Consider the following 25,573-nt stretch of genomic DNA (forward strand, 5'->3'; position numbering starts at 1 on the left):
ATCCGTATGGTTTCACGGACCGAGCCCGCAGGCCCAACTGGGTCGCAGCAGATGTCGGTATGGGGGCCCAAAAGGACATCTGCTGCTACCCAGTTGGGGAAGGACGGGACTAGACCGGAGTGACGCGCAGCCAGGTGTACTGGCGGGGGAGGAGCGTGACGCCCTCGTCCAGCTGCAGTGCGGCTTCGGAGAGGAGGTCGACGGCGGTGTCTGAGAAACCGGAGAAGGTTTCGGCGGGCAGGGTCTGGGGCTCGTCGCTGAAGTTGGCGAGCGCCAGGATTCTCGTCTCCGCGCCGTCGGCCGCACTTGCCGGCCGCTGGTAGGCCAGGACGCCCCTGTTGTGGGTATCGAAATCGAGGAGCGTTGTTCCCGCAAGTTCAGGAGCAGCGCCGCGGACCTCGATCATGCGCTTCAGGCCCGCATACACCGCGCCTTCCGGCGTGGACGCATCGTGCCGCCGGGCGTACTGTTCCTTCGGATAGTGGGGCCGGTGCACCCAGCGGCTGTCGGCGTCGTGCCCTTCCTCCTTCGCGTAGCCGTAGTCGTTAAGCTGGCCCACTTCGTCGCCGAGGTACAGCAGGGGGATGCCGCCGGTGCTGAAGGCAACCGAGTGGGCCAGGAGGATCCGCTCCACCGCCTCAGCGGGGTCCACCTCCATGCCGCACAGCGACGCTGTCGTACCCGAAATGCGGCAGTCACCGGTCTTGGGGTTGTCCTGGAACGGCACGCCGCGGGCGAAGCTGCCGGGGAAGCGATTGACGTAGAAGGAGTTCAGGAAACGGCGGTGGTCGAAGCCGTTAATTCCGAGCTCTGCCGCGTCCTCGTCCGCGAACGTCCAGCCGATGTCGTCGTGGCTGCGGACGTAGTTCACCCATGAGGTGCCGCCCGGGATATTGTGCCTCCGCTCCAGTGCCTGGGCCAGGAGCGAAACGTCCCGGGTGGCCAGGGATTCCCAGATGAGCGCCATCTGCAGCGGATTGTAGGAGAGCTGGCATTCGGCGGGGTCGATGTAGAGCGCCACCTCGTCCGGGTGCACGATTGCCTCCGACTTGAACAGCAGCGAGGGGGCGGCCAGCCGGCACACGGCGTTGAAGGCCTGCAGGAGGATGTGGGCCTCGGGCAGGTTCTCGCAGGGGGTGCCCAGCTGCTTCCAGATGAACGCCACCGCATCCATCCGCAGGATGTCCACGCCCTGGTTGGCCAGGAACAGCATCTCGCCGGCCATCGCCCGGAACACGTCCGGGTTGGAGTAGTTCAGGTCCCACTGGTACGTGTGGAAGGTGGCCCACACCCAGCGGCCGTCCTCCATGCGGATGAAGGACCCAGGGTGGTTTTCCGGGAAGATCTCGCGCACGTTCTGCTCGAAGGCGTCCGGCATGGTCCGGTCCGGGTAGATCCAGTAGTAGTCGCTGTACTTAGGGTCGCCGGCAGCGGCCCGCCTGGCCCACTCGTGCTCGTCGGAGGTGTGGTTGAAGATGAAGTCCACCACCAGGCTGATGCCGTGGCCGCGGAACTCTGCCGCGAGGTCGCGGAGCTGTTCCATGGTGCCCAGCTTCGGGTTGACCTGGCGGTAGCTCGAAACCGCGTAGCCGCCGTCGGAGTGTGGCTCCGGAGCAAGGAACAGCGGCATGAGGTGCAGGTAGGTCAGTCCCAGTTCCTTGAAGTACGGGATGTGCTTGCGGAGCCCGTCCAGGTTGTCCGCGTACCGGTCCACGTAGCAGACGCCGCCAAGCATGGTGTTGGAGAGGAACCAACCGCTGTCCGCCTCCCGCTGGGCGTCGAGTGCCTTCAGGTCAGCGGGCCGCTCCTGCCATGAGCGTGCGCTCTCCACCACCAGGGCGGTCAGCTGGTCCAGCCAGTCCTGCCGGGCTTCGTACAGGGACCGGAAGAGCCGGCACAGGTCCGGGAAATGCTGCTCCAGGCGCCGGTCGAATGCCGGATCAGGGGCGAGTCCGAGGCTCCGTTCGCGGGACAGTGCGTCCAGCACGTGCTCCAGCGCCGTTTCGTCCACCCTGACGGATTCCTGCATGCCCACGGCTCCTTCCGGCTTCCGCCGGGGTTTCCGGCAGGAAAGATGTTACGGCAGTATCCCATGTCACACGGCAGGGGAACGCCCGACGGCGGGGTGCGGCTTCCTTAGGTCAGCCCCGGGACGGCGTGTTTCTGTGTACGCACCCTGCCGCCGGGACCGCGGCACCGCTTCCGGCGCTGCCCGGACGACACTGCGCGCACGGCACTGCGCTGACGGACAAGAACTGATCGCTGACGGACAAAGACCTGCAGCCGCCCGCTGCCACGCTGGATTCCACAGCTCTTCCCCACGCTCATGACCAATAATCTTCCCCACGCTCATGACCATTAAGAAGGATCAAATGAGTATTTCGAATTTCGGGTCCCGGACTGCCGACGCTCCGGCCAAGGAGCATTCCACAGCCCTCCGCGCAGGAAGCATCGGCGTCCTGGGCATCCTGTTTTTTGTCCTGTCCGCCCAGGCGCCCCTGACCGGCATCGTGGGAGCTTCGCCGCTCGCCGCAGCCCTTGGCAACGGGGCAGGCGCCCCCGGCGCCTACCTGATTGTCGGCATTGTCATTGTCATCTTTGCCGTGGGATTCGTGGCCATGAGCCGCAGGATCCAGGCGAACGGCGCTTTTTACGCCTATATCACCGCAGCGTTCGGCAGGAGGATTGGCGCGGGCGCGGCCTGGCTTGCGCTGCTGGCCTACAACACCATCCAGGCCGCGATGTACGGCCTGTACGGGGCGGCATTCTCCGGCCTGCTCGCGTCGATGGGCCTCGAGGTGCCCTGGTGGCTTCTGGCCCTGGCAACCATCGCCGGAGTCCAGGTGCTTGGATCCCTCAATATCGAACTCGGAGCCCGCGTGCTGGCCGTGCTGGTGGGGCTGGAGGTGGCAGTGCTGCTGCTGTTCGGCGTCGCCGTGCTGTTCAGCGGCGGCGGACCGGAAGGCATCAGCCTGGCGGCATCCTTCTCACCGGAAGCCATCGCCACCGGCGCTCCGGGAGTGGCCATCATGTTCGCTGTGGCGTCCATGTTCGGCTTCGAGTCGACGGCCATCTATTCGGCAGAGGCCAAGGACCCGCACCGCACCGTGGCACGGGCAACCTACCTGTCCGTGGGCGTCATCGCCGTCTTCTTCTCCTTCATCTCCTGGATGCTGGTCAGCTATTACGGCCCGTCCCAGGTCATGGATGCAGCGGGAGCGGCCCTTGAGTCAGGCGATTCCACCTCCTTCGTCCTGGGGCCGATCGTGGAACTGTTCGGTCCCTGGGCGGGCGTGGTGACAGGCGTCCTGCTGGTGACGTCACTGCTGGCAGGCATCATCGCCTTCCACAACGGCATCAACCGCTACCTGCACTCCCTGGCCCTGCGCGGTTCCATGCCCGCCGTCGTGGCCCGAACCAACCGGCACTGCGCCCCGGCCTCTGCAGCCTGGATCCAGACCGCCGCCGCCGTCATTCTCGTGGTTCCGTTCGCCGTCCTGGCGCTGGATCCCGTGCTGACCCTGTTCTCCTGGTTCAGCGGACTGGCTGTAGCGGCGCTCCTGGTGCTGTACATGCTCTGCTCCGCCGCCGTCGTCGCATTCTTCCGCAGGGACCGCGGTGACGCCGGGCTGTGGCAGACGCTGATCGCACCGGCGCTCGCGGACCTGCTGCTGGGATGGATCCTGTTCCTCGTGGTCAGCAACTTCACCGCATTGATCGGCGGCAGCACCGGGACGGCGGCCGCGCTCCTGGTGGTTGTTCCCGTGGTGTTTGCGGCCGGGGTGCTGGTGGAGGACCGGGTGCAGCGCCGGCACAGGGCGGAGAGCCTCGGCCATACACTCAACTAACGGGCGCTTTGGGGCCGGCAGAAACGGCAACGTGTCCTGTGCCGGCCCGGCGAGGAGCAACTCTGCGCCGGGCCGGCACGCGTGCCAGGATGCCTGCCAGGACAAAAAGCGCGGCGAGGAAAGCTGCTGCCAGCCCCGCCACGACAGGCTCACTCGGCCATATCCCCGCCAGGCCGAGGAATGCGGGGAGGGTGGCCGTCACCTGACTCGTCAGCACAAGCGCCCAGCCGATGAAAGGGTCAAGGTGTCCCAGGCCAGCTGCCATGGACGCAAAGAACAGTCCCCACAGGGCTGACCAGCACAACCAAAGGACCGCCAGCAGGGGATCTGTTCCCAGCCAGGCCGCGGCAAGCAGCAGGCCACAACCTCCCACCATGCCGCAGAACCATCCCAGTCCCCCCGAACCGAGGCGCAGCAGGACGTCCAGGCCCACATAGAGGTACGTCAGGCCGAAGAGGAACATTCCCGCGGCAGTCAGCAGCGGCGTTGCACCCGCCCCAGCCGTCGCCACGTAGCCCACGCCGAGCGCCAACTGGATGGATCCCACCACCAGGCTGAACACTGCTGCGTCCCGGCGGGGCAGGAATCCGAGCATGGCCAGCCCATTGAGGAGCAGGGCCGCCCCGGACAGCAGCAGGCAGATGTGCGCCATCAGGCGGCCCCGCGGATGCAGTCCCGGACGCACCTAGTTTTCGTTCTACGGAATAAGTCTGTCACAATACGGATAATAAGGGATGACGGGCAGGCCGTCTGGGGGCGCGCGGTCATAATCCGATAAAGTTGAAATCTCAACTATAGGTGCGTCCGGGATCGCTTTCGGCCGTCCCACGTTCACGCAGAGGTGAGGAAGACACATGGATTCACGGCTGGAAGCCATCAGGGATACTGTCCTGGCAAGGAATCCGGGCGAAGCGGAGTTCCACCAGGCGGTGGTGGAAGTCTTCGAGAGCCTCGGACCCGTCCATGACAGGCACCCCGAATTCCTCGAAGCCGCCATCCTGGAGCGGCTCTGCGAGCCCGAGCGGCAAATCATCTTCCGCGTGCCCTGGACCGATGATGCCGGACGTGTACAGATCAACCGCGGCTTCCGGGTGGAATTCAATTCCGCACTGGGCCCCTATAAGGGCGGCCTGCGGTTCCACCCCTCCGTCTACCTGGGCATCGTCAAGTTCCTGGGCTTCGAACAGATCTTCAAGAACGCCCTCACCGGCATGCCCATCGGCGGCGGCAAAGGCGGCTCCGACTTCGACCCCCGCGGCCGCAGCGACGGAGAAGTCATGCGCTTCTGCCAGTCCTTCATGACCGAGCTGTACCGGCACATCGGCGAATACACCGACGTCCCGGCCGGCGACATCGGCGTGGGCGGGCGGGAGATCGGCTACCTCTTCGGCCAGTACAAGCGCATCACCAACCGCTACGAATCAGGCGTCCTCACGGGCAAGGGCATCTCGTGGGGCGGTTCCCTGGTCCGGCCCGAGGCTACCGGCTTCGGAACAGTGATCTTCACCCAGGAAATGCTGAAGACCCGTGGGGCATCCTTTGACGGCCAGCGCGTGGTGGTTTCCGGCTCCGGAAATGTCGCCATCAATGCCATCGCCAAAGCCCAGGACCTCGGCGCCACCGTGGTGGCCTGCTCCGACTCCTCCGGCTACGTGGTGGATGAGGCGGGCATCGACGTCGCGCTTCTTCGCGAAGTCAAGGAAGTGGAACGCGGCCGCCTCAAGGACTACGCCGAGCGCCGTTCCGGCGTCTCCTACGTTGAGGGCGGCTCCGTCTGGGACGTGGACGCCTCCGTGGCGCTGCCGTGCGCCACGCAGAACGAGCTCGACGGCGCTGCTGCCGCCGGGTTGGTGCGCGGAGGGCTCCTTGCCGTCGGCGAAGGCGCCAACATGCCGTCCACCCGCGAGGCCGTCGCCGTTTTCCAGGAAGCCGGCGTCCTGTTCGGCCCGGGCAAGGCCGCCAATGCCGGCGGTGTTGCCACGTCCGCGCTTGAGATGCAGCAGAATGCCAGCCGCGATTCCTGGACCTTCGAGCACACGGAAGAGCGGCTGACCGAGATCATGGTGGGCATCCACCACCGGTGCGCGTCAACTGCTGACGAGTACGGGGACCCGGGCAACTACGTCCTGGGCGCCAACATCGGCGGTTTCGTGAAGGTGGCCGACGCGATGCTCGCCCAGGGGCTCATTTAGCGCAACCCGCCGTCGTCGTTCCTCCAGACGTTGGATGGCCCGGGACGCAGGGACGGGCGCTACCCGCCCCGCCGCCAGTCGCTCGGCGGGACGCCAAAAGCGTCCCGGAAGGTGCGGCTGAAGTGCGCAGCATCCAGGAATCCCCAGTGCGCCGCGACGGCGCCCACGGACTTCCCGGCATGCAGCGGGTCGCGGAGATCGCGCCTGGCACCTTCCAGGCGCTGGCTCCGGATCCAGCTGGCCACAGTTGTCCCGGATTCATGGAAAACGTTGTGCAGGTGCCGGGTAGAGATGAAGTGTGCGGCGGCGATGGTGGCGGGCGACAGGAGGGGGTCGGACAGGTTGGCGTCGATGTACTCCCGGATCGAAACTGCCAGGAGTGCCTGCGGCTTCATCCGGTCCGGCGCGATGTCCATCTCGGCGTGGAGCATTGTGGACACCAGGTCCAGGGCGTTGGCTGCCAGCCGCGAACCGCTGGGCCCGCTGAGGACGTCCAGGTTCTCTGAGAGCTGGCGGATGAACTGCCCCACGATTCCGCTGAGGCCGGCGCTGCCCGCCATCCGCACGGCTGCCAGCTGGCCCACGTAGTCGGCGGGCAGGGCCAGTGCGTCGCAGGGGAACATCACCACCATCTCCGCGCCTGCTCCTCGAACGTCAGCGTATAGGGGCGGCTGGTGTCGTAGATGGCCAGGTCGCCGGGCCGGAGCACGGCCTCGCGGTTGTCCTGGACGAGCAGGCCGGTGCCCTCCAGTTGCAGGTTGAGCTTGAAATAGCGCTCATGGGCCCGGGCAATCAGGGCCGGCGTGCGGTGCACCTCGTGGGACGTGGCGGTGACTTCAACGATGGACATCCGGTCCAGCACCCGCGAGCGCATCCGCCCACGGAAGCCATCCACGTCCGCTGTCTGGGCGGCGAGCGGCACGAAGGACTCGGCCACCAGGTGCTTCCAGTGGTCAAAGGAGGTGGCGACGCTGGACGTGAGGTTTTGGTGTGCGGGGCGGGCCGCAGTATTTGCTGTTGCTGGCATGGATGTTCCTGACGACGGATGGCCATCTGACGTTCCCCCGGGAGCTGTGTCCTGCAACACAGTCCCTTCAGGTTAGGGCCGTCCGTTTCTTTTTTCAACAGTCGGCGAAAAAAGATTTTCCCCGGGCGCTAGGCGTTCTTCCCGCGGGCCGCCACTGTCCAGCGGCCCTTATTTTTTCCGGCGCTGATGACGGCCGCGCTGTCTACGAGGTTGATGGCCAGGCAGACGTGGTTCGGGACGACGCGCAGGCGGGCGCCCAGCGCGGGCATTCTTCCGGGGCCATGCCATTCGACCGTGGCATGGTGCTCCGAGAGGGCGGTGATGCGGGCTGCGGGGTAATCCATCAGGCGGCCAAAGCCGCTGGCCCAGGCCGGCCGGTCACTGCCCAGGATCTTGCTGCCGGCGTCGACAATGAAGCGTTCCGGCATGCCGGGCCTGGCCTCGTGGTGGCTTACCACCGTTGCCGCCACGGTCAGCGCTATCTCCTCCGGTCCACACCTGCCGAGCTCAAGCTGCTGGGCGTCACCGAACACGTAGACGCCGGGGCGCACCTCGGTAGCCACGGGGCCGTTGGTCAAGAGCGCTGTTGGCGTGGAGCCTCCGCTCCGTACAGTGGTCTCGAACCCGGCTGCGGCGAGCGATTCCGCGGCCGCCCGCAGGGCTTCCTGCTCCTGCGCTGCTGCTTCCGCCGGCATTCCCGGTGCGTAGCTGTGGCCGGGAAAGGTGAAGATCCCGGCCACCTTCAGGCCGGCGTCGGACGCTGCTTGTGCCACGTCCGCAGCCGCGCTCGGGTGTACACCGCTGCGGTGGTGGCCGCTGTCGATCTCGACCAGCACGCCCACTCTTGACGCCGCCGGACCCAGGCCTGCCCCGAGCCTCGCCGCGCCATCGGGGGAGTCCACCCCTACGGCCACCGTTGCCGTGCCTGCCAGGCGCCGCAGCCTTTCGGCCTTCCGGGCTGAAGTCCACAAGGGGTAGGCGATGAAGAGATCCTTCACTCCGGCGGCTGCGAAGACTTCGGCCTCGCCGATCGTTGCAACCGTGAGTCCCACGGCCCCGGCCTCCAGCTGGAGCGCGGCGATCTCGGGGATCTTGTGCGTCTTGGCGTGCGGGCGAAGGGTAAGGCCTTTTGCCCGGATGGTTTCCGCCATTCGGGCGATGTTCCGCTCGAGGATGTCGAGGTCGATCAGGATGTCCGGCGTGTCAATCGCGGCGGGGATGCCAGGCGGTCTGGTCACAGCAGGGCCAGATAGCCTTCGAGCTGTGCGGCATGTCCGAAGTCCCTGCCGCCCTCCGGCGCCAGGGCCGCCTCGATCTGCGCGCCGAGCAGCATGTTCAGGAGTTGGCCGGCCAGGATGGAATCGTCGACGGCGGCGTGGATGTCGCCGCTGTCCCGCGCCTCGGCCAGGAAGCGCCGGATGGTGGTTGCCCACTCGTTCATGGACTGCTGGTGAATCGCGGCCTTCTGCGAATCGTTGACCGCCTTCTGCCAGAACGGGATAACGATCCGCGCTTCGTTGACGCGCTCTTCATCCAGCGGGAGGACCTCACGGCAGAAGGCGCGCAGGGCAGCCAGGCCGGACTTGCCGCGGGTGACCTCGGCGATCCGCTGGTTGGTGCGGTTGAACACGTGGCCGAAGGCGAATTCCAGGAGTGTGTCCTTGGTGGGGAAGTAGGGTTTGAGTGCTCCGTTGGCGAAGCCCGCCTCCATTGCGATCTCGCGCATGGTGGCCCCTTCCAGGCCTTGCCGGGCGATGATGCGCCAGGTGGCATCCACCAGTTCCAGGCGGCGCTCGTCATGGTCAACTATCTTCGGCACCGCAGGCCACTCCCAGGAAATTTTTTGCTCAGACTCTTGTGAGCCATGTTACGGAGGTTTATTCTCTACAACTATAGAAAATAAACCACCGACCCGAAACGGTCCGGACAAAGGTTCACCATGACACTCGCTCCAACTGACATCGCGTCCCCTTTCCGCCTGGCCACCGGCGACGAGATCCTCGAGGTCCGGTCCGTCCTCTCCTCCGGGGGCCACCTGGGTCCGCAGCACCGCATCGCCTACCTCGGTCTCCTGGAACCGCCGCGGGCTGCAGCCCGCACGGAAGGGCAGGTTGACCGGCGCTTCCGGGTCTTCATCCACGACGTCTCCGGCGGTGCGCCCCGCGACGTGATCGTCTCCGCCACCCACGGGAAGGTGGTGTCCGACGTCGAACTCGACACCGCGGTCACCGGTGAGCTCCCGGTGCTGGAGGAGGAGTTTGAGGTGGTGGAGTCCCTGTTGGCCACCGATGAGCGCTGGCTGGCGGCCCTAGCCGCAAGGGACCTTGACGTCGACAAAGTCCGCGTGGCGCCGCTCTCGGCTGGAGTCTTCGAGTACACCGAGGAGAAGGGCCGGCGCATCCTTCGTGGCCTGGCGTTCGCCCAGGAGTTCCCGGAGGACAGCGCCTGGGCGCACCCGGTGGACGGGCTGGTGGCGTACGTGGACGTGGTCAACAAGGAAGTCACCCAGGTCGTCGACCTCGGCGCCATGCCGGTGCCCGCAGAGCATGGCAACTACACGGACCCGGAACTGACCGGACCGCTGCGGACCACCCAGAAGCCCATCAGCATCACCCAGCCGGAAGGCCCCAGCTTTACCGTCACCGGCGGCAACCACGTGGAATGGGAAAAATGGAGCGTGGACGTCGGCTTCGATGTCCGTGAGGGCGTGGTCCTGCACAACCTCTCCTTCCAGGACGGAGAGCGGCTCCGGCCGATCATCAACCGTGCTTCCATTGCCGAGATGGTGGTCCCTTACGGCGATCCGTCACCCATCCGGTCCTGGCAGAACTACTTTGACACCGGTGAGTACCTGGTGGGCCAGTACGCCAACTCGCTGGAGCTCGGTTGTGACTGCCTGGGGGACATCACTTACCTGAGCCCTGTCATCTCGGACGCCTTCGGCAACCCCCGCGAGATCCGCAATGGCATCTGCATGCACGAGGAGGACTGGGGCATCCTGTCCAAGCACTCGGATTTCTGGAGCGGGGTGAACTACACCCGCCGGAACCGCCGCCTGGTGATCTCCTTCTTTACCACCATCGGCAACTACGATTACGGCTTCTACTGGTACCTCTACCTGGACGGCACCATCGAATTCGAGGCTAAGGCCACCGGCGTTGTGTTCACCTCCGCGTTCCCGGATGGCGGTTCCGACAACATCTCCCAACTGGCACCGGGCTTGGGCGCTCCGTTCCACCAGCATCTCTTCAGTGCCCGGCTGGACATGGCCATCGACGGCTTTACCAACCGGGTGGAGGAAGAGGACGTGGTCCGCCAGGCCATGGGGCCGGGCAATGAGCGCGGCAACGCCTTCTCCCGCAAGCGCACCGTCCTGGCCCGTGAATCGGAGGCCGTCAGGGAGGCCGATGCACGCGCCGGCCGGACCTGGATCATCTCCAACCCCGAGTCCCGCAACCGGCTGGGCGAACCGGTGGGCTACAAGCTCCACTCGCACAACCAGCCCACGCTGCTGGCCGATCCGGACTCCTCCATCGCCCGCCGTGCCGCTTTCGCCACCAAGGACCTGTGGGTCACCCGTTACGCGGAGGAGGAGCGCTACCCGACGGGCGATTTCGTGAACCAGCACTCCGGGGGAGCAGGCCTGCCCGAGTACGTCGCGCAGGACCGGGACATCGATGCCCAGGACATCGTGGTGTGGCACACCTTTGGGTTGACGCACTTCCCGCGTGTTGAGGACTGGCCCATCATGCCGGTGGACACCGTAGGCTTCAAGCTCCGCCCCGAAGGCTTCTTCGACCGCAGCCCCGTCCTGGACGTTCCGGCCAACCCGAACCAGCCGGCCTCGGCCTGCCACAGTGATGCAGGCGCTGGTGGCTGCCACTAGGACCGGCCACGGGATGAGGGACATCACGACGACGCCGGGCAGGGCCCGGGAGGCAGGGCTCGTCCTGCACCGGCGCATGTGTGCCACGGCCACCGCAGGGTCCTGCCTGGTGCACCTGTGGTTGGCGGCCTCAGGCCACCATGGCCCCTGGCTTGGTGTCCTGATGGTTGCCCTGGCCGCCGTATGCGTGCCATGTGCCTTCCATATCTGGCGGCACAGCCGCGTGGGCGCACCGCAGCAGGTCGCGACGGCGGCCGTCGCAATGGCCGCGCTGCATGCCGTGTTGCTGCTCGGAGCAGGCGGTGCGGGACATGCCCACGGCGGAGGGCCGACGTCGCGCATTCCGGACACAACCGGCGCCGCCCAACTGTTGCTGGTCATTGGCCTGGAGCTTACGACGGCGCTGCTCGCCGCGACGCTCGTGGCCCGGCTCCGGCGGCAGCCGGGCCCGGCATCAGCCGTTTTACAACCGTTCCCTGGCCGGTGACCCGGCCTTGCGGGACGCGACCGTTATTTCAGCCACGCGTTCGAGGCGCGGGTTGAGGTTGTCGCCTCCCTCCACGACGCCCCGCTGCCACCACAGCTTCAGCCCCTCCGGCACCACTTCAAGGCAGGCCAGGTTGTTGTCGAACCACGGGCCCTTGATCCCGGACCAGCGGAACGGCGGGTCCGGGACTTTGGCTGACCGTGCGGCCAATGCTCCGATCGGCGTGGCCAGGCCGTAGGACATCACGGCGCCGAAGGACCGCATTACCCGCGGGAGCGGATTGCGGATGGGCGAGCAGACGGCCTGGATGATGCGGCTGCCCGCAGTCCGCTCCACCTCGGAGACGTAGGAAAAATGCACGTCCCCGGACAGGAAGGTGACGCTGCCGGGGGCAGGTCCGCGGCCGCCGTCGGCCACGTCCTCGGCCATCGCGGCAACCCGCCGGAAGCTCTCCTGGAAGGCGGCCCAGTGCTCCAGGTCCACGGCCTGGCGCAGTTTTTCGCCGAACCGCGCCGGAATTTTCCCCCAGGCGCCTTCGGAGACTGCCTCGTCCCAGGCCTCAAGGTGGTGCAGGCCCATGGGCAGGAGGAACGGCAGGGACGTTGCCACCAGCAGGTGCCGGAAACCGCCGCGCATCCGGGCGTCCAGCCAGTCCATCTCGGCATCATCCAGCAGGGCGCGGTGGTCCGGGTCCAGGTTCCGGGCGGCCCGGGAATCAACCACGAGGAGCCGGGTGTCGCCAAAGTCGCGGCAGAAGCTCCACCGGTAGGTTTCCGGATCCTGGTCGGCCCGTTCGGCGAAACCGTCCAGCTCAGTGCTGATGTCCGGTTCGCCGTCCCTGCGGTGGGAGGCAATCTTCTGCCAGACCACATCCGCGGCGCGCTCCTGCGGGGACAGGTTCCCCAGGTGCTGGTACACCCAGTAGGACGCAAGGCCCGCCACGATCCGTCCGTGCCACCAGTCCGTGTCCTCCATGGCCTCCCGCCAGCTCCGCGAGGCATTCCAGTCGTCACGGATGTCATGGTCGTCAAAAATCATGGCACTGGGCAGGGTGGACAGCAGCCACCGGTTGGCGGGGTCGGACCAGGCCAGGTTGTAGAGGTGCGCGTATTCCTCGAAATCCTTGAGTTCCTCGCCGGGAGGCTCCGTGATGTCGCGCCGGGCTTTGATGAATTCCTGCATCTGCCCGCTGGTGGAATCGGCGTAGACCTGGTCCCCGAGGAACGCCACCAGGTCCGGCCAGGGTTCCTTGCCGCCGGAGCTCATTGCCAGGGCGTAGGCCCGCAAGGCATCCACGCCGTGGCTCCGGTTGCCGGACCCGTCGTGCGGGACGCTGGTGCGGCAGGAACCGAAGGCCAGGCGCAGCGGCTTGCCGGGTTTGAGGGTGGCGATCACCGGCGGCAGGAACCCCGTCCCGGGTTCAGGCCACACCGGTACCCCGTTGACTGCCACCGTGTAGGGAGTCACGGACCCGGGCTCCAGCCCGTCCGCTTCCACCAGCGCATAGTGGTGGCCATGGACGGCGAAGGTCCGGGCTTCCCACTCCGCGGCCCCGGCGCTGACCGTCACCCGGGCGTTGTCCCGGGTTTCCACCCAGATGCTCGCCGAAGTCTGGTCCACGTACCGCATCATGGGGCCTAGGACCAGCTCTGGGGTAGTCATCTCTCAGTTGTACCTGCTGGAACCCGCCCCGGCTATGGGGAAAATCCGCAGCTGGGGCAGCGGGGCCGGCGCCAGGGCAGTGGAGTTTTTGTCCAGATAAGCCGATTTAAAGGCCCCGCAACCCTGCATATCCGGACAAACTCCCTACGGCTCGCCGAACCAGTCCCGGGAAGGGTTGGTGACTTCCGGAATGGAACGGTGCAGCTGCGGCTGGGCCGCCCACTTCACGCCGTTGGCCAGCACCCGCTGGATCTGCGGGTGGTGGTACACCGGGTATTCCTGGTCGCCGGGGCTGAAGTAGAAGATGCGTCCCTTGCCGCGGGTGAAGGTGACGCCGGAGCGGAACACCTCGCCGCCAGCGAACGAGCTGATGAAGATCAGGTCGTCCGGGTCCGGGATGTCGAACAGTTCCCCGTACATCTCCTGCTCGGGGATGACGATGGGGCTGTCCACGCCTTCGGCAATGGGGTGTGACGGCTTCACGGTCCACACCAGCTCGCGCTCGCCGTCGTTCCGCCAGGCCAGCGAGCAGGTGGTGCCCAGCAGCTTGGTGAAGACCTTGGCGAAGTGCCCCGAGTGGAGCACGATGAGCCCCATGCCGCCGAGCACGTGCCGGTGGACGCGTTCGACGACGGCATCGCTCACCTCGTGGTGGGCCACGTGGCCCCACCAGAGCAGGACGTCCGTCTCGGCGAGCACCTCCTCATCCAGGCCGTGCTCATCGTCGGTGGCCAGCACCGCCGTCGTGATTTCCGCCTCGGGGTAATAGGAACGGAGCCCCGCGGCGATGGCGCCGTGGATGCCGTCCGGGTAGATCTCCCCGATGTGTGACGGCTCGTTGTTGGCCTCGTGGACGCCCTCGTTCCAGACGCGGATTCTCAGCTTGTCGTTCATTAGAGACGAACCTCCCTTTGTTCGCGTGCGGACAGGTAGCACGCATCGATGATCTGTGCCCGGTAGAGCGCCAGGGAGCCATCGTGCCCGCCCCAGGCCTGCTCGCCGCCGCGCACTGCCGTGATGAAGTCTTCCACCACTGCGTCGTGGGCGCGGCCCGGCAGCACGGGCGGCACGTAGTCGGCGGATTCGCCCTCCTTGTCGGTGAACACCCGCAGCTGCCCGACGGGCGGGAAGGGCGCCCCCTGCACTTTGAGTTCCGCGCCGCCATCGGTGCCGTAGACGGTGAAGTCCAGCAGGTCGTCCGTTTCCCGGTACGTGGCCCAGCTGGCTTCGATCACCAGAGTTCCGCCGCCCTCCAGCCGGAGGAACGCCGAGGCGAAGTCCTCAACCTCGAACGCGTGGCTGGTGGCCTGGGCGGAGTACCGGCTTCCGCCGCCCCGCCCCTGGGGACCCAGCTCGGAATGCGTGGCGGCGGAGACGGCCACCACTTTGGGTTCACCGAGAAGGTGCAGGGCGTAGTCCAGCGCGTGGACGCCGATGTCCGCCAGCGGTCCGCCGCCGGCAAGCTCCGGGTTGGTGAACCAGCTGCCCAGCGTGGGGATGCCGGAGCGCCGGAGCCAGGAGGCCTTGGCGTAGTACGGCCGGCCCAGTCCGCCGTCGTCGATGACACCCTTGAGTGCCTTGATGTCGCCGCGGCGGCGGTGGTTGAAGGCCACATCCAGGACGCGCCCCGCCTTGCGGGCGGCATCCACCATGGCCTGGCCTTCGACGGCGTTGCGCGCGATGGGCTTCTCGCTCAGCACGTGGATTCCCCGCTCCAGGGCGGCGATGGCAATTGGTGCGTGCAGGAAGGTGGGCACTGCCACGCTGATCGCGTCCAGCCCGCCGTGCTCCAGCATGTCCTTCCAATCCGCGAACGCGTTGGGAATGGAGTATTCCGCCTGCAGCGAGTCGCGGAGGTCCTGCTCCATCCCGGCCAGCGCCACGATGCGGACGCCGTCCAGGCCGTTGTAGGCCATGAGGTGCTGCTGTCCGGCCCAGCCGATGCCGACGACGCCCACCCTCAGTTCTTTGGAGCCTGGTTGTTGCAGGTCAGAAGCCTGCCGGCTGGGGGACTGCTCGTTGCTCACGGGGTTTTCCTTTGTGTTGTGGTTGGGGACTTCAGGTTTCTAGCCCTTGACGGCGCCGGCGGTCATGCCGGAGACAATGCGTTTCTGGCACAGGAGCACCAGGACGACGAGCGGGACCGTGATGATCACCGAGGCCGCACTGATGGTGCCCAGCGGCTGGTCAAACTCGCTGGTCCCGCTGAAGAATGCAATGGCCACCGGGACCGGACGGGCCTCCGGGGAAGTGGTCAGGGTGACGGCAAGCAGGAATTCGTTCCATACCGAGATGAACACGAGGATCGCCGTCGTGGCAAGGCCCGGGACAGCCAGCGGCAGGATGACTTTGCGGAAGGCGGTAAAGGGGGTGGCCCCGTCCATGTAGGCCGATTCCTCCAGCTCCCGCGGGATCTCCCTGAAGAAGGAGGTCAGCGTGTAGATCGCCAGGGGCAGCGCGAAGGTCAGCTTCGGGATGATCAGGCCAAGGAGCGTGTCGTACAGGCCGATTTCCCGCCAGATGGAGAACAGGGGTGCCGCGATGGCAATGGCCGGGAAGGTGGTGACCGAGAGGATAAGGGTCAGGATCAGCGCTTTGCGGCGCATTTTGAGCCTGGCCAGGGCATAGGCGGCGAAGGAGGCGAACACCAGGGCCACCGTGGTGGTGACGACGGCGATGATCACCGAGTTGCGCAGGGCAAGGAGGAACTCGGCGTTCTGGAACACAGCCACGTAGTTCTCGAAGGTCGGCTGGCTGGGGAAGAGTTCACCCTGGGACAGGCTCACGCCCTTTTTGAGGGAGGTGTTGACCAGCCAGTAGAACGGGATGAGCGAGAAGCCCATCACGGCGATAACGAATACCCACACCATCGGATGAAGCTCTGCCCTGCCTCGCGGCCTGCGCTTGGGCGTCCTGGCGCCCGGGGTGGCGGTCCCGGCCGCCGTTCGCTGTGCGGTCAGCGTGCTCATTGTTCCTCCTTGGCAACTTCACGGATGTTGCCGCCCGCGAAGCGGATGTACACCACTGAGACCACCATGACGGTGAGGAAGGTGAGGATGGACAGCGCCGATCCTTCACCCACCAGGCGGTTCTCGCGCAGCTGGGTGTAGGCCAGCATGGACATGGACTCGGTGCCGTTGGCGCCCCGGGTGAGCACGAACGGCAGGTCGAAGACGCGCAGGGCATCCATGGTGCGGAAGATCGCCGCCAGCACAATCGCCGGACGGAGCAGGGGCAGGGTCACATGGACGAAGGCCTGCCACTTGCTGGCGCCATCAAGTTCCGCCGCCTCGTAGGTTTCGGCAGGGATGACCTGCAGCCCGGCCAGGATGATGAGGGCTGCGAACGGCGTCGTCTTCCAGACATCGGCCAGGACGATCACGGCCATCGCGTAGCCGTGCTCGCCGAGCCAGATGACGTCCCCGCCCGGAAGGCCCAGCGTTGACAGGACATTGGTGACCAGGCCCAGGTTGGGCTGGAACATCGTTTCCCAGGTGATGGCGCTGACCACCGTCACCACCGCGTATGGCAGCAGCACCACGGTACGCAGCAGTGCGCGGCCCTTGAAGGCAAGATTGAGCAGCAGTGCCATGGCCGTGCCCAGCACCAGTTCGAGTGAGACCGAGAGCCCTGCGAAGAGGAACGTCTGGCCGAAGGCTGCCCACCAGTGCGGCCCGCTGAGGGCCGCGACGTAGTTGTCCAGGCCGACGAAGCGGGACAGGCCGGCAGTGCGGACGCTGTATTGGTTGAGGGAAAGCCAGAGCGCGTAACCGATGGGGACTGCCGCCACCAGGGCCATGAGGACCAGGGACGGAGCGGTCATCCGGAACGCGAGGCGCCGCTCCTCCCGGTCGCGGCCGTTCATGCCGCTGCTGGATCCCCAGCGGCCGGGGGACAGGGACTTGGTTGCCATGCTCAGAAGCTCGCCTTTGCGGCCGTGATCTCTTCCGCCATGGTCTTGACCGCATCCTCGGTGGTGGCGGCGCCGGACAGCACGGCGTAGACGTTTTTGTAGATCGCCTGGGAGATCTGCGGGTAGACCGGGGAGATGGGGCGCGGCTTGGCGCCCTTGACGGAGGCGAGCAGTTCGGTGGCAAAAGGCATTTTCGCCAGGACCTCGGGGTCGGCGTAGGCTGCCTCGTTGACGGGGGCCTGCGAGAAGTCCATGGCCACGTGCTTCTGCCAGTCCGGGGTGGTGGCGAAGTCGATGAAGGCAACGGCGCCGGCCTGGTTGGTGGAGTGGGCCGAGATGGCCAGGTTCCAGCCGCCCAGGACACCGGAAGCCTTGCCGCCTTCCCAGGCCGGAAGCGGAGCCACGCCGAAGGTGCCCGCCAACGGGGTGGCGTTCAGCAGGCGGTAGACATGCGGCCAGTTGCGCTGGTAGCCAAAGTTGCCGGACTCGTAGGCCAGGCGCGCCGGGTCCTCGTTGTAGGTCAGCACTGCACGGTCCGCCGAGCCGTCCTCGAGGCCCTTCACCATGAAGTCGAGGACCTCACGGGTCTCCGGCGAGTCGATCCTGACCTCGCCGTTCTCGTCCAGCACCTCTCCGCCGGCGCTGTAGAGCATTTCAAGGAAGTTCACCGTGAGGCCCTCATACTGCTTGCCCTGGTAGACGTAGCTGTTGCCCTCAGCCCCGGCTGCCTCAGCGTAGAGCTGCTGCCAGGTTTCGGGTTTGGCCACCTTGTCCTTCTGGTAGTAGACGAGTCCGGCGTTGGTGAAGAACGGGGAAGCCCAGTACTTGTCCTCGTACTTCGCCGTCTCCACGGTGGAGGGAATGAGGCGGTCCTTGTTGGCCTCGACGAGTTTGGTCTGGTCCAGGAGCCAGCCCTGGGATGCGAACTCGGAGGTCCAGATGACGTCCGTGACGAAGATGTCGCACTCCGAGGACTTGCCTTCGAGCCGCTGCACGGCCTGCGTGCGGGCCTCATCGGTGGTGGCTCCGATTTCGGTGTATTTCGCGGTGACCTTGCCGTTGGCCTTGGTGAAGGCCTCAACCGTGCCCTTGTAGATGCCGGAGGCGTCCTTGCCGCCGCAGACGTTGAGGCTGCCGGTGGCATTGGCGGCCGACGCCGGATCGGCTGCCGCCGGCTGGTCCGCACCCTGGGTGGCCGCGCCGCCACCGCACGCGGTCAGAAGCAGGCCGGCAGCCATGGCCGCAGCCGCGGCAGCGGTGATGCGTGTGCGACGCCGGGACGCGGCGCCCATTCCGCTCCTGCGCGCGCTGGGCACGGATGCGGCGGTGGTCTCCTCGTGCAACGGGAAGGAAGGTCGAATCAAGTCCACAAGTGGCTCCTTTGCCTGGCTGGCTTCTTTTCGAGGGTCAATTTGGAATCGATTCCACCGATGGTGCAAAAGTGGTGCCAGTAGGTTTGGAATCGATTCCAAAGAAGTGTGACAGGAGCCACGTTGGGCTGTCAACCCTTGGCGTCAACCGTTCGTCGAGTCCCTGACGATGAGTTCATGGGGGAGGAAGGTCCGGCCGCGGCGGTGCCCTTCCGGTTCGGTCATCCGGGCCAGGAGTGCCTCAAAGGCCAGCTGTCCCATGGCGTAGGCCGGCTGCCGGATGGTGGTCAGTTCCGGGACGCACATCTCTGCCTGGATGGAGTCGTCAAAACCTGCAACGGCGATGTCCCCGGGCACCCGCAGCCCGGCGTCGGTAATTTCGCGGACGCATCCGGCGGCCACCGTATCGCTGCCGCAGAAGACGGCATCGGGCAGGGGGCGGGTCCCGAGGAGTTCCCTCGCGAGGCGCCGGCCGGCGTGGAAGTCGAAGTCCCCGTCCGTGAAAAGCATTTGATCGGGCGACAATCCCGCTTCGGCAACGGCCTTGCGGAAGCCTTCCTCCCGGAGCCGGCCGGAACGGGCCGCCCTGGTGCCGATCATCGCCAATCGCCGCCCGCCGGTCTCAATGAGGTGCCGCACAATGTCGAATGCCGCCTGCCGGTCGTCGATGGAAACGCCGAAGGCCGCCTCGGCGTCGGCGATCTCGCAGACCTGGACGACGCTCAACTGCTCCGCCATGTCTCCGACGTCCTCATCCGGCATCGTTGGCGAAAACATGATCAGCCCGTCCACCGAGCCGTTGCGCAGCATGTCCACCAACTGCTGTTCCCGCTCCGGATCGCCGGCTGTGGGGGCGATCAGGGTGACGTAGCCGGACCGTGCGGCAGCATCGCCGGCACCCCGGAAGACTTCGCTGATGACCGGCGAGTACAAGTTCTTGGCCAGGGCAAGAATCCGCATGGTGCGGTCCCGGCGCAGGTCGCGGGCGGAAGCGAGGGGGCGGTAATTGAGCTGGCGGATGGCCGCCGCCACCTTTGCCTTGCTTGATTCGCTGACGGCCGGACTGCCGTTCAGGACGCGGGATACGGTCCCCACCGAAACTCCGGCCGTCTTGGCGACGTCCTGGACTGTCGCTCGCGCCATGACGAATTCCTCCCGCGGCCAGTGATGGAGATCCCCACTGCCGGATCCACGCTGTACCCGCGCCGTGCTGCCGGGTTTTCCCTCAGCTTAGCCGCCTGCCGGGGGCCGCCCGGCATCCAGCGGGAGGTGGTGCAGCTCCCCGAACCGCCCCGGCGTCACGCGCGGCACGCTTTTGACCTGCCGCGCCGCTGCCTCCCCCGTGATTCCGGGAGGCTGTCAGCCTCGATCGTCTCAAAGCGTGCCTGGCGTGACGGAAGCCCGCAAGGGCCTGCCACGAAACACCAAATTAACCTAGCCGCCGGTCCGCCGAAACATGATTTTGGATACTCTTATGCAACAAGGTTTACTGATAGCTAACACCAACCGAACAGGAACGTTTCGATGACCAGTGTCGCAACCCCTGCTGTAACCGCCCTGCCGTTCGCCGAAGAGCGGGAAATTTCCGGGGCTCCCGCCATTTCCCTGGCAGACATCGCCAGGGCCCACGGCGTCCGCTTCCTGCTGGCCACCTTCGTGGACATGACCGGCAAGCCCTGCGCCAAACTGGTCCCGGTGGAAGCCGCCGGCGACCTCGAAAAAGGGGCCATGGGCTTCGCCGGATTCGCCGCAGGCCTGATGGGGCAGAAGCCACAGGACCCGGACCTGATCGCCGTGCCGGACCTGGATTCCTTCACCCCGGTGCCCTTCATCAAGGAGGGCCTGGCCATCATCCACTGCGACCCCCATGTCAACGGCACGCCCTGGCCCTACGCCCCGCGCGTGATACTGAAGAACACCCTGGCCCGCCTTGCGGAGAAGGGCATGCAGGCCAAGGTGGGCGCCGAGGTGGAGTACTTCCTGGTGAAAAAGAACGACGACGGGACGCTGAGTACCGCCGACGCCAGGGACGATTCGCCCCGCCCGTGCTACGACGCCCGCGGGGTCACCCGGATGTATGACCACCTCACTTCCATCTCCGAGGCCATGAACGGCCTGGGCTGGGGCAACTACGCCAACGACCACGAGGACGCCGCCGGCCAGTTCGAGCAGAACTTCAACTACGCCGATGCACTCACCACAGCAGACCGGGTGGTCACCCTCCGCTACATCCTGAACATCCTGGCCGAACAGCGGGGCATGACCGCCACGTTCATGCCCAAGCCCTTCACCGACCGCACCGGCACCGGCCTCCACTTCCACCTGTCCCTCTGGTCCGGCGCCGAGCCACTGTTCCCGGCCGCGGGCAGCGGGACGGAAGGCAAGGGAAACAACGACGACGGCAGGGGCCTTGGGATTTCCGGCCTCGCCTACTCCTTCATCGCCGGCATCCTGGACCATGCTCCGGCACTTCAGGCGTTCCTCGCCCCGACAGTGAATTCCTACAAACGGACAGGCGCCACCACCAGCTCATCCGGTGCCACGTGGTCGCCGCGGAAGGCATCCTTTGGCGGCAACGACCGGACCCACATGATCCGCGTCCCGGACACCAACCGGATTGAACTGCGTTCCGGCGACGGCTCCGCCAACCCGTACCTGGCCATCGCCACCGCGGTTTCCGCCGGGCTGGACGGAGTGGAGAAAGCCGCAGACCCGGGTGCCCCATCCGGTCCCGGCGAGTCCAGGCCGGACGCGCACCAGCTGCCGGCCACCCTGCTCCACGCCGTGGAAGCCCTGCGGCAGGACCCGGTCATCCTGGCCAGCCTCAGCGGCGACCCGGAAATTGGCAAGTACTACGCGGACGCCAAGGAAGAGGAGTTCCTGAGCTGGCACAACCAGGTCAGCGACTGGGAAATCCGGACCTACCTCACTTCGATCTAGCCCTCCACCCGAACCACCAAGAACCCAAGCAAAGGACTTTCCATGTGCGGAATCGCCGCGCTGCAGCTGCGCAATCCCTCGCTGCATCCCCGGATGGGCAGCCTGCTGTCCTCCATGCTGTGCCAGATCGTGGACCGCGGGCCGGACTCCGCCGGCCTCGCCGTCTACAACACCCCCGGCCTGGTGTCGGAAGGAACCTCCACGCTGAGCCTGCTCGGCAGGGACCAGGGCATCACGACGGCGGCCATCACCGCGGGCGTCGCGGCGCTCCTCCCGTCCGACGCACAGGCAGCCGTACAGGTGGTGGGCGACACCACCCTGGTGAGCGCCGCCGTCGGTACTGATCTGCTGGTGAAGGCCGTCAGCGAAACGCTGCGCGGATCCACCATCATTGGCCGCGGCGAACACGTGGCCGTGATGAAGAGCGTGGGCCACCCCATGGAGATCGCCGCCGATCACGGACTGGAGGCCATGGCCGGCAGCCAGGGCCTGTCCCACACCCGGATGGCCACGGAATCCGCCGTCACTGCGGGCGGCTCGCACCCCTTCTCCGTGGCCGACGACCTCTGCCTGGTCCACAACGGCTCCTTCTCCAACCACGCCACGGTCCGCCGCGACCTAAGGCGCGAAGGCGTGGTGTTCGATTCCGACAACGACACCGAGGTGGGTGCCCGCTACGTCGCCTCCCGGCTCAAGCAGGGCGACACCCTCGAGGAAGCGCTGGTGAACCTGGGCAAGGTCCTGGACGGCTTCTACACCCTGGTGGTCACAACGGCGGACAGCATGGCCGTGGTCCGCGACCCCATCGCCTGCAAGCCCGCCATCATCGCCGAAACCGACGACTACGTGGCCATGGCCTCCGAATACCGCGCCCTGGCCGGCCTGCCCGGCATCGACAACGCCCGCATCTTTGAACCGGAACCCGGAAAGGTCTACACATGGTCACTCTGACAGCCCCCGAAAGCACGGCAAACACCGCCCCGGAAGCCCGGGTGCCGGAGTCCACCACCGTGGACCTGGCCGTCACCAGCGTCCGGGAACTCAACCAGGCCATCCACAACGCCGCGGACGGTCAAGCGTGGACTGTCACCAACCCGGGCGGCAAGCACAGCCTCGCCGTCGGCATCGACGCGGACATCGCGGTGACCATCGAAGGCCACGCCGGCTACTACGCCGCCGGGATGCACCAAAAAGGCGGCGTCACCATCACCGGCAACGCCGGCGTCGGCCTGGCGGAGAACATCATGTCCGGCCGCATCCACGTGACGGGCGATGCTTCCCAGTCCGCAGCCGCCACCGGCCACGGCGGCCTGGTGGTCATCGACGGCAACGCCGGTGCCCGGTGCGGGATCTCCATGAAGGGCGTGGACATCGTGGTCGGCGGCAACATCGGCCACATGTCCGCGTTCATGGCGCAGGCCGGACGCCTGGTGGTCTGCGGCGACGCCGGTGACGCCCTGGGCGACTCGATCTACGAGGCGCGGATCTACGTCAAAGGGACGGTGGCCTCCCTCGGTGCGGACTGCGTCGAGAAGCCGCTGCGCGAAGAGCACCTTGCCGAACTGGCAGAACTGCTGGCCGCCGCCGGCCGCACCGACAACCCTGCCGATTTCAAGCGCTACGGCTCCGCCCGGAACCTCTACCACTTCCACGTCGACAACTCGACTGCCTACTAGGAGGCACCCATGACCATCACCTCCATCCCCGCCCCGGCGCCCACAGACATCGCCGCCCTGGGCCTCCGCGAGTCCGCCACCTTTGACCGCGCCACCATCGCCGACATCCAGCGCGCCGCCTCCACCGGCGTGTACGACATCCGCGGCTGGGGCGCCAAACGCAAGGTCCCGCACTTCGACGACCTGCTGTTCCTGGGCGCCTCCATGTCCCGCTACCCGCTGGAGGGCTACCGCGAAAAGTGCGATACCGACGTCGTTCTCGGCGACCGGCACGCCACCCGGCCCCTGCACCTGCAGACCCCGGTGACCATCGCCGGCATGAGCTTTGGCGCCCTCTCCGCCAACGCCAAGGAAGCGCTGGGCCGCGGCGCGTCCGAGGTGGGGACCTCCACCACTACGGGCGACGGCGGCATGACGCCTGAGGAGCGCGGCCAGTCCAAACACCTCGTCTACCAGTACCTGCCGTCCCGGTACGGCATGAACCCGGACGACCTCCGCAAGGCCGACGCCATCGAAATTGTGCTGGGCCAGGGCGCCAAGCCCGGCGGCGGCGGCATGCTGCTGGGCCAGAAGATCACCGAACGCGTGGCCGGAATGCGCACCCTGCCTGTCGGCATCGACCAGCGTTCCGCCAGCCGCCACCCGGACTGGACCGGCCCGGACGACCTGGAAATCAAGATCGGCGAACTCCGCGAAATCACCGACTGGAAGACCCCCATCTACGTCAAGATCGGCGCCTCCCGGCCGTACTACGACACCGCCCTGGCCGTGAAGTCCGGGGCCGACGTGGTGGTGGTGGACGGCATGCAGGGCGGCACCGCTGCCACGCAGCAGGTGTTCATCGAAAACGTCGGGATCCCCACCCTCGCTGCCATCCCGCAGGCAGTGCAGGCCCTGCAGGAACTCGGGGTGCACCGGAAGGTCCAGCTCATCGTCTCCGGCGGTATCCGCACCGGGGCCGACGTCGCCAAGGCCATGGCCCTCGGCGCAGACGCCGTGGCGATCGGAACGGCCGCGCTCATTGCCCTGGGCGACAACGATCCCCGCTACGCCGCCGAATATTCCGCCCTCGGTTCCGCCGCCGGGTTCTACGACGACTTCCAGGACGGCCGCGACCCCGCAGGCATCACCACCCAGGACCCGGAACTCTCCTCCCGCCTGGACCCGGTGGTTGCCGGCAAGCGCCTGGCCAACTACCTCCGTGTCCTCACCATGGAGGCCCAGACCATCGCCCGGGCGTGCGGCAAGTCGCACCTGCACAATCTGGAGCCCGAGGACCTCGTGGCGCTCACCATCGAGGCCTCCGCCATGGCCCGGGTGCCGCTGGCCGGAACCTCGTGGATCCCGGGCCAAGGGAGCTTTTGATGCCCGGCGCTGGCTCCTCAGACTATGTGGTGGTGGGCGCGGGCCTGGCCGGTGCCGCCACCGCCTGGCAGCTTGCCGCCCGCGGCCACCAGGTGGCCATCCTGGAACGCAACATCCCGGCCAGCCACGACGGCAGCTCCCACGGGTCCGCCCGGATCTTCCGCTACGCCTATCCGGACCCCTTCTACACCCGCGCGGTGGTGGAATCGAAAAGCCTGTGGGACGGACTCTCCGCCGCGTGCGGGACCCCGCTGATCACTCCCTGCGGTGCCGTGGACTACGGGCCGACGCGCAATCCGGGGCTGCTGGCGTCCGTGCTGGCTGACGAAGGCATCGAGCACCAGTTGCTTTCCGCCGCCGAAGCCCGGCAGCGCTGGCCGCAGTTCGCCTTCGACACGGACGTGCTGTGGCACCCCGGCGCCGGGGTGATCGACGCCGAGACTGCCGTTAATGCCATGGTGTCCCTCGCGGTGGAACGCGGCGCCCGGCTGCTGACCGGCTGGGAGCTGGAGAGCCTGTCACGGCAGGGCGGCGGCTACCGGCTGCACTCCACCACCGGGCAAACGTACGACGCCGGCAACGTGGTGGTCAGCGCGGGCGGCTGGCTGCCGGCGCTGCTGGGCGGGCTGTCCCTCCCGGCAGGGTTCGTGGCCGGGCTCCCGGAGATCACCGTTCGGCAGGAGCAGGCCTTCCACTTCAGGTACCGGGACAACGGTTTTGCGGACCACGCACCTGAATACCACGACGGCGGTGCTGCTTCCGGTGCCGGAGGCTGGCCGACGTTCATCCACAAGGCTGCCGGCATCCAGGCCTACGGCCTGCCGGGCGGGCGCGACGCAGGCTTCGCCGGCCAGAAGGTGGCGGAGTACAACGGTGGCAGGCTGATCCCTTCCGCGGCGCAGCAGACGGGTGCGGTGGACCCGGCAAACCGCCGCCGGGTGGTGGAGTATGTGCAGCGCTACCTGCCCGGCCTGGACCCGGAGCCCTACGCCGAAACAACCTGCTTATTCACCAACACCCCCAGCGAGGACTTCCTCATCGACCGCGTGGACAACCTGACCGTCCTCTCGCCCTGTTCCGGCCACGGCGCCAAGTTCGCGCCGCTGCTCGGCCGGTGGGCGGCGGACCTGGCCGACGGCACAGGCGGTGTTCCCGGGCGGTTCCGGACCGCGTCCTCCACAGCTGCGACCACCTAGGACGGATACCA

20 protein-coding genes and 1 pseudogene are annotated in these 25,573 nt (G+C 66.8%); 9 read left to right on the forward strand and 12 right to left on the reverse strand.

Annotation, left to right across the window (positions count from 1 at the left end; translation table 11 throughout):
- Positions 1-109: 109 nt before the first annotated feature.
- Positions 110-2,029 (reverse strand): amylosucrase, encoded by a 1,920-nt coding sequence (locus tag HTS88_RS05480; RefSeq protein ID WP_174176271.1) that lies wholly within the window; start codon positions 2,027-2,029, stop codon positions 110-112.
- A gap of 343 nt (positions 2,030-2,372) precedes the next feature.
- On the opposite strand from HTS88_RS05480, the gene HTS88_RS05485 reads away from it, so the two are divergent.
- Positions 2,373-3,848, forward strand: a complete 1,476-nt coding sequence (locus HTS88_RS05485) for an APC family permease (protein ID WP_174176273.1) — start codon at positions 2,373-2,375, stop codon at positions 3,846-3,848.
- On the opposite strand, the gene HTS88_RS05490 is transcribed toward HTS88_RS05485, so the two are convergent.
- Positions 3,841-4,500 (reverse strand): AmiS/UreI family transporter, encoded by a 660-nt coding sequence (locus tag HTS88_RS05490; protein ID WP_174176275.1) that lies wholly within the window; start codon positions 4,498-4,500, stop codon positions 3,841-3,843. The genes HTS88_RS05485 and HTS88_RS05490 overlap by 8 nt on opposite strands.
- 202 nt (positions 4,501-4,702) lie before the next feature.
- Between HTS88_RS05490 and gdhA the strand changes: the two genes are divergently transcribed.
- Positions 4,703-6,040, forward strand: coding sequence for an NADP-specific glutamate dehydrogenase (gdhA, locus tag HTS88_RS05495; protein WP_066279713.1), 1,338 nt, complete (start codon positions 4,703-4,705; stop codon positions 6,038-6,040).
- Positions 6,041-6,099: 59 nt separating this feature from the next.
- Here gdhA and HTS88_RS05500 read toward each other — a convergent pair.
- The 3 genes and pseudogenes from HTS88_RS05500 to HTS88_RS05510 all read right to left on the reverse strand — a co-directional run bounded on the left by HTS88_RS05500 (position 6,100) and on the right by HTS88_RS05510 (position 8,886).
- Positions 6,100-7,067 (reverse strand): annotated as a pseudogene (locus tag HTS88_RS05500) (AraC-like ligand-binding domain-containing protein).
- A gap of 128 nt (positions 7,068-7,195) precedes the next feature.
- Positions 7,196-8,305, reverse strand: a complete 1,110-nt coding sequence (locus HTS88_RS05505) for an alanine racemase (protein ID WP_343044883.1) — start codon at positions 8,303-8,305, stop codon at positions 7,196-7,198.
- Positions 8,302-8,886 (reverse strand): TetR family transcriptional regulator C-terminal domain-containing protein, encoded by a 585-nt coding sequence (locus HTS88_RS05510; protein ID WP_174176277.1) that lies wholly within the window; start codon positions 8,884-8,886, stop codon positions 8,302-8,304. The genes HTS88_RS05505 and HTS88_RS05510 overlap by 4 nt, the downstream gene beginning before the upstream one ends.
- A gap of 120 nt (positions 8,887-9,006) precedes the next feature.
- Here HTS88_RS05510 and HTS88_RS05515 point away from each other — a divergent pair, with 120 nt between their 5' ends.
- Complete coding sequence (locus HTS88_RS05515) at positions 9,007-10,953, forward strand: primary-amine oxidase (RefSeq protein ID WP_174176278.1); 1,947 nt, start codon at positions 9,007-9,009, stop codon at positions 10,951-10,953.
- Positions 10,954-10,966: 13 nt separating this feature from the next.
- Positions 10,967-11,440 (forward strand): hypothetical protein, encoded by a 474-nt coding sequence (locus tag HTS88_RS05520; RefSeq protein ID WP_217432228.1) that lies wholly within the window; start codon positions 10,967-10,969, stop codon positions 11,438-11,440.
- On the opposite strand, the gene HTS88_RS05525 is transcribed toward HTS88_RS05520, so the two are convergent.
- The 7 genes from HTS88_RS05525 to HTS88_RS05555 all read right to left on the reverse strand — a co-directional run bounded on the left by HTS88_RS05525 (position 11,417) and on the right by HTS88_RS05555 (position 19,528).
- Positions 11,417-13,102: an alkaline phosphatase D family protein gene (locus HTS88_RS05525; protein WP_174176279.1), complete on the reverse strand. Its 1,686-nt coding sequence runs from the start codon at positions 13,100-13,102 to the stop codon at positions 11,417-11,419. The two genes, HTS88_RS05520 and HTS88_RS05525, sit on opposite strands and share 24 nt — an antisense overlap.
- A gap of 144 nt (positions 13,103-13,246) precedes the next feature.
- The gene (locus tag HTS88_RS05530; RefSeq protein WP_174176280.1) at positions 13,247-13,996 is read right to left on the reverse strand and encodes a ThuA domain-containing protein; all 750 of its coding nucleotides are present in this window, start codon (positions 13,994-13,996) and stop codon (positions 13,247-13,249) included.
- On the reverse strand, positions 13,996-15,129 hold the full coding sequence (locus HTS88_RS05535; RefSeq protein ID WP_425515551.1) for a Gfo/Idh/MocA family protein: 1,134 nt from the start codon (positions 15,127-15,129) through the stop codon (positions 13,996-13,998). Before HTS88_RS05535 ends, HTS88_RS05530 begins: the two co-directional genes overlap by 1 nt.
- Before the next feature lie 39 nt (positions 15,130-15,168).
- Positions 15,169-16,071 (reverse strand): carbohydrate ABC transporter permease, encoded by a 903-nt coding sequence (locus HTS88_RS05540; RefSeq protein WP_174176282.1) that lies wholly within the window; start codon positions 16,069-16,071, stop codon positions 15,169-15,171.
- Positions 16,068-17,015 carry a carbohydrate ABC transporter permease gene (locus tag HTS88_RS05545; RefSeq protein WP_174176284.1) on the reverse strand — a complete coding sequence of 316 codons (948 nt, stop codon included), beginning with the start codon at positions 17,013-17,015 and terminating at the stop codon, positions 16,068-16,070. Before HTS88_RS05545 ends, HTS88_RS05540 begins: the two co-directional genes overlap by 4 nt.
- A 2-nt stretch (positions 17,016-17,017) precedes the next feature.
- Positions 17,018-18,385, reverse strand: a complete 1,368-nt coding sequence (locus tag HTS88_RS05550) for an ABC transporter substrate-binding protein (RefSeq protein WP_343044884.1) — start codon at positions 18,383-18,385, stop codon at positions 17,018-17,020.
- Positions 18,386-18,529: 144 nt separating this feature from the next.
- Positions 18,530-19,528, reverse strand: coding sequence for a LacI family DNA-binding transcriptional regulator (locus HTS88_RS05555; protein WP_174176286.1), 999 nt, complete (start codon positions 19,526-19,528; stop codon positions 18,530-18,532).
- Positions 19,529-19,909: 381 nt separating this feature from the next.
- On the opposite strand from HTS88_RS05555, the gene glnT reads away from it, so the two are divergent.
- Genes glnT through HTS88_RS05580 form a run of 5 tightly spaced genes read left to right on the forward strand, consistent with a single transcriptional unit; the run spans position 19,910 to position 25,562 of the window.
- Positions 19,910-21,325 (forward strand): type III glutamate--ammonia ligase, encoded by a 1,416-nt coding sequence (gene glnT / locus HTS88_RS05560; RefSeq protein WP_217432229.1) that lies wholly within the window; start codon positions 19,910-19,912, stop codon positions 21,323-21,325.
- 42 nt (positions 21,326-21,367) lie between these two features.
- Positions 21,368-22,276 carry a class II glutamine amidotransferase domain-containing protein gene (locus tag HTS88_RS05565; RefSeq protein WP_174176288.1) on the forward strand — a complete coding sequence of 303 codons (909 nt, stop codon included), beginning with the start codon at positions 21,368-21,370 and terminating at the stop codon, positions 22,274-22,276.
- On the forward strand, positions 22,264-23,001 hold the full coding sequence (locus HTS88_RS05570; RefSeq protein WP_174176290.1) for a GltB/FmdC/FwdC-like GXGXG domain-containing protein: 738 nt from the start codon (positions 22,264-22,266) through the stop codon (positions 22,999-23,001). Before HTS88_RS05565 ends, HTS88_RS05570 begins: the two co-directional genes overlap by 13 nt.
- Positions 23,002-23,010: 9 nt before the next feature.
- The gene (locus HTS88_RS05575) at positions 23,011-24,366 is read left to right on the forward strand and encodes an FMN-binding glutamate synthase family protein (RefSeq protein ID WP_174176292.1); all 1,356 of its coding nucleotides are present in this window, start codon (positions 23,011-23,013) and stop codon (positions 24,364-24,366) included.
- The gene (locus HTS88_RS05580) at positions 24,366-25,562 is read left to right on the forward strand and encodes an FAD-dependent oxidoreductase (RefSeq protein WP_174176294.1); all 1,197 of its coding nucleotides are present in this window, start codon (positions 24,366-24,368) and stop codon (positions 25,560-25,562) included. The genes HTS88_RS05575 and HTS88_RS05580 overlap by 1 nt, the downstream gene beginning before the upstream one ends.
- Positions 25,563-25,573: the final 11 nt, after the last annotated feature.

The organism is Pseudarthrobacter oxydans, from assembly GCF_013314975.1.
Lineage (GTDB): Bacteria > Actinomycetota > Actinomycetes > Actinomycetales > Micrococcaceae > Arthrobacter > Arthrobacter oxydans.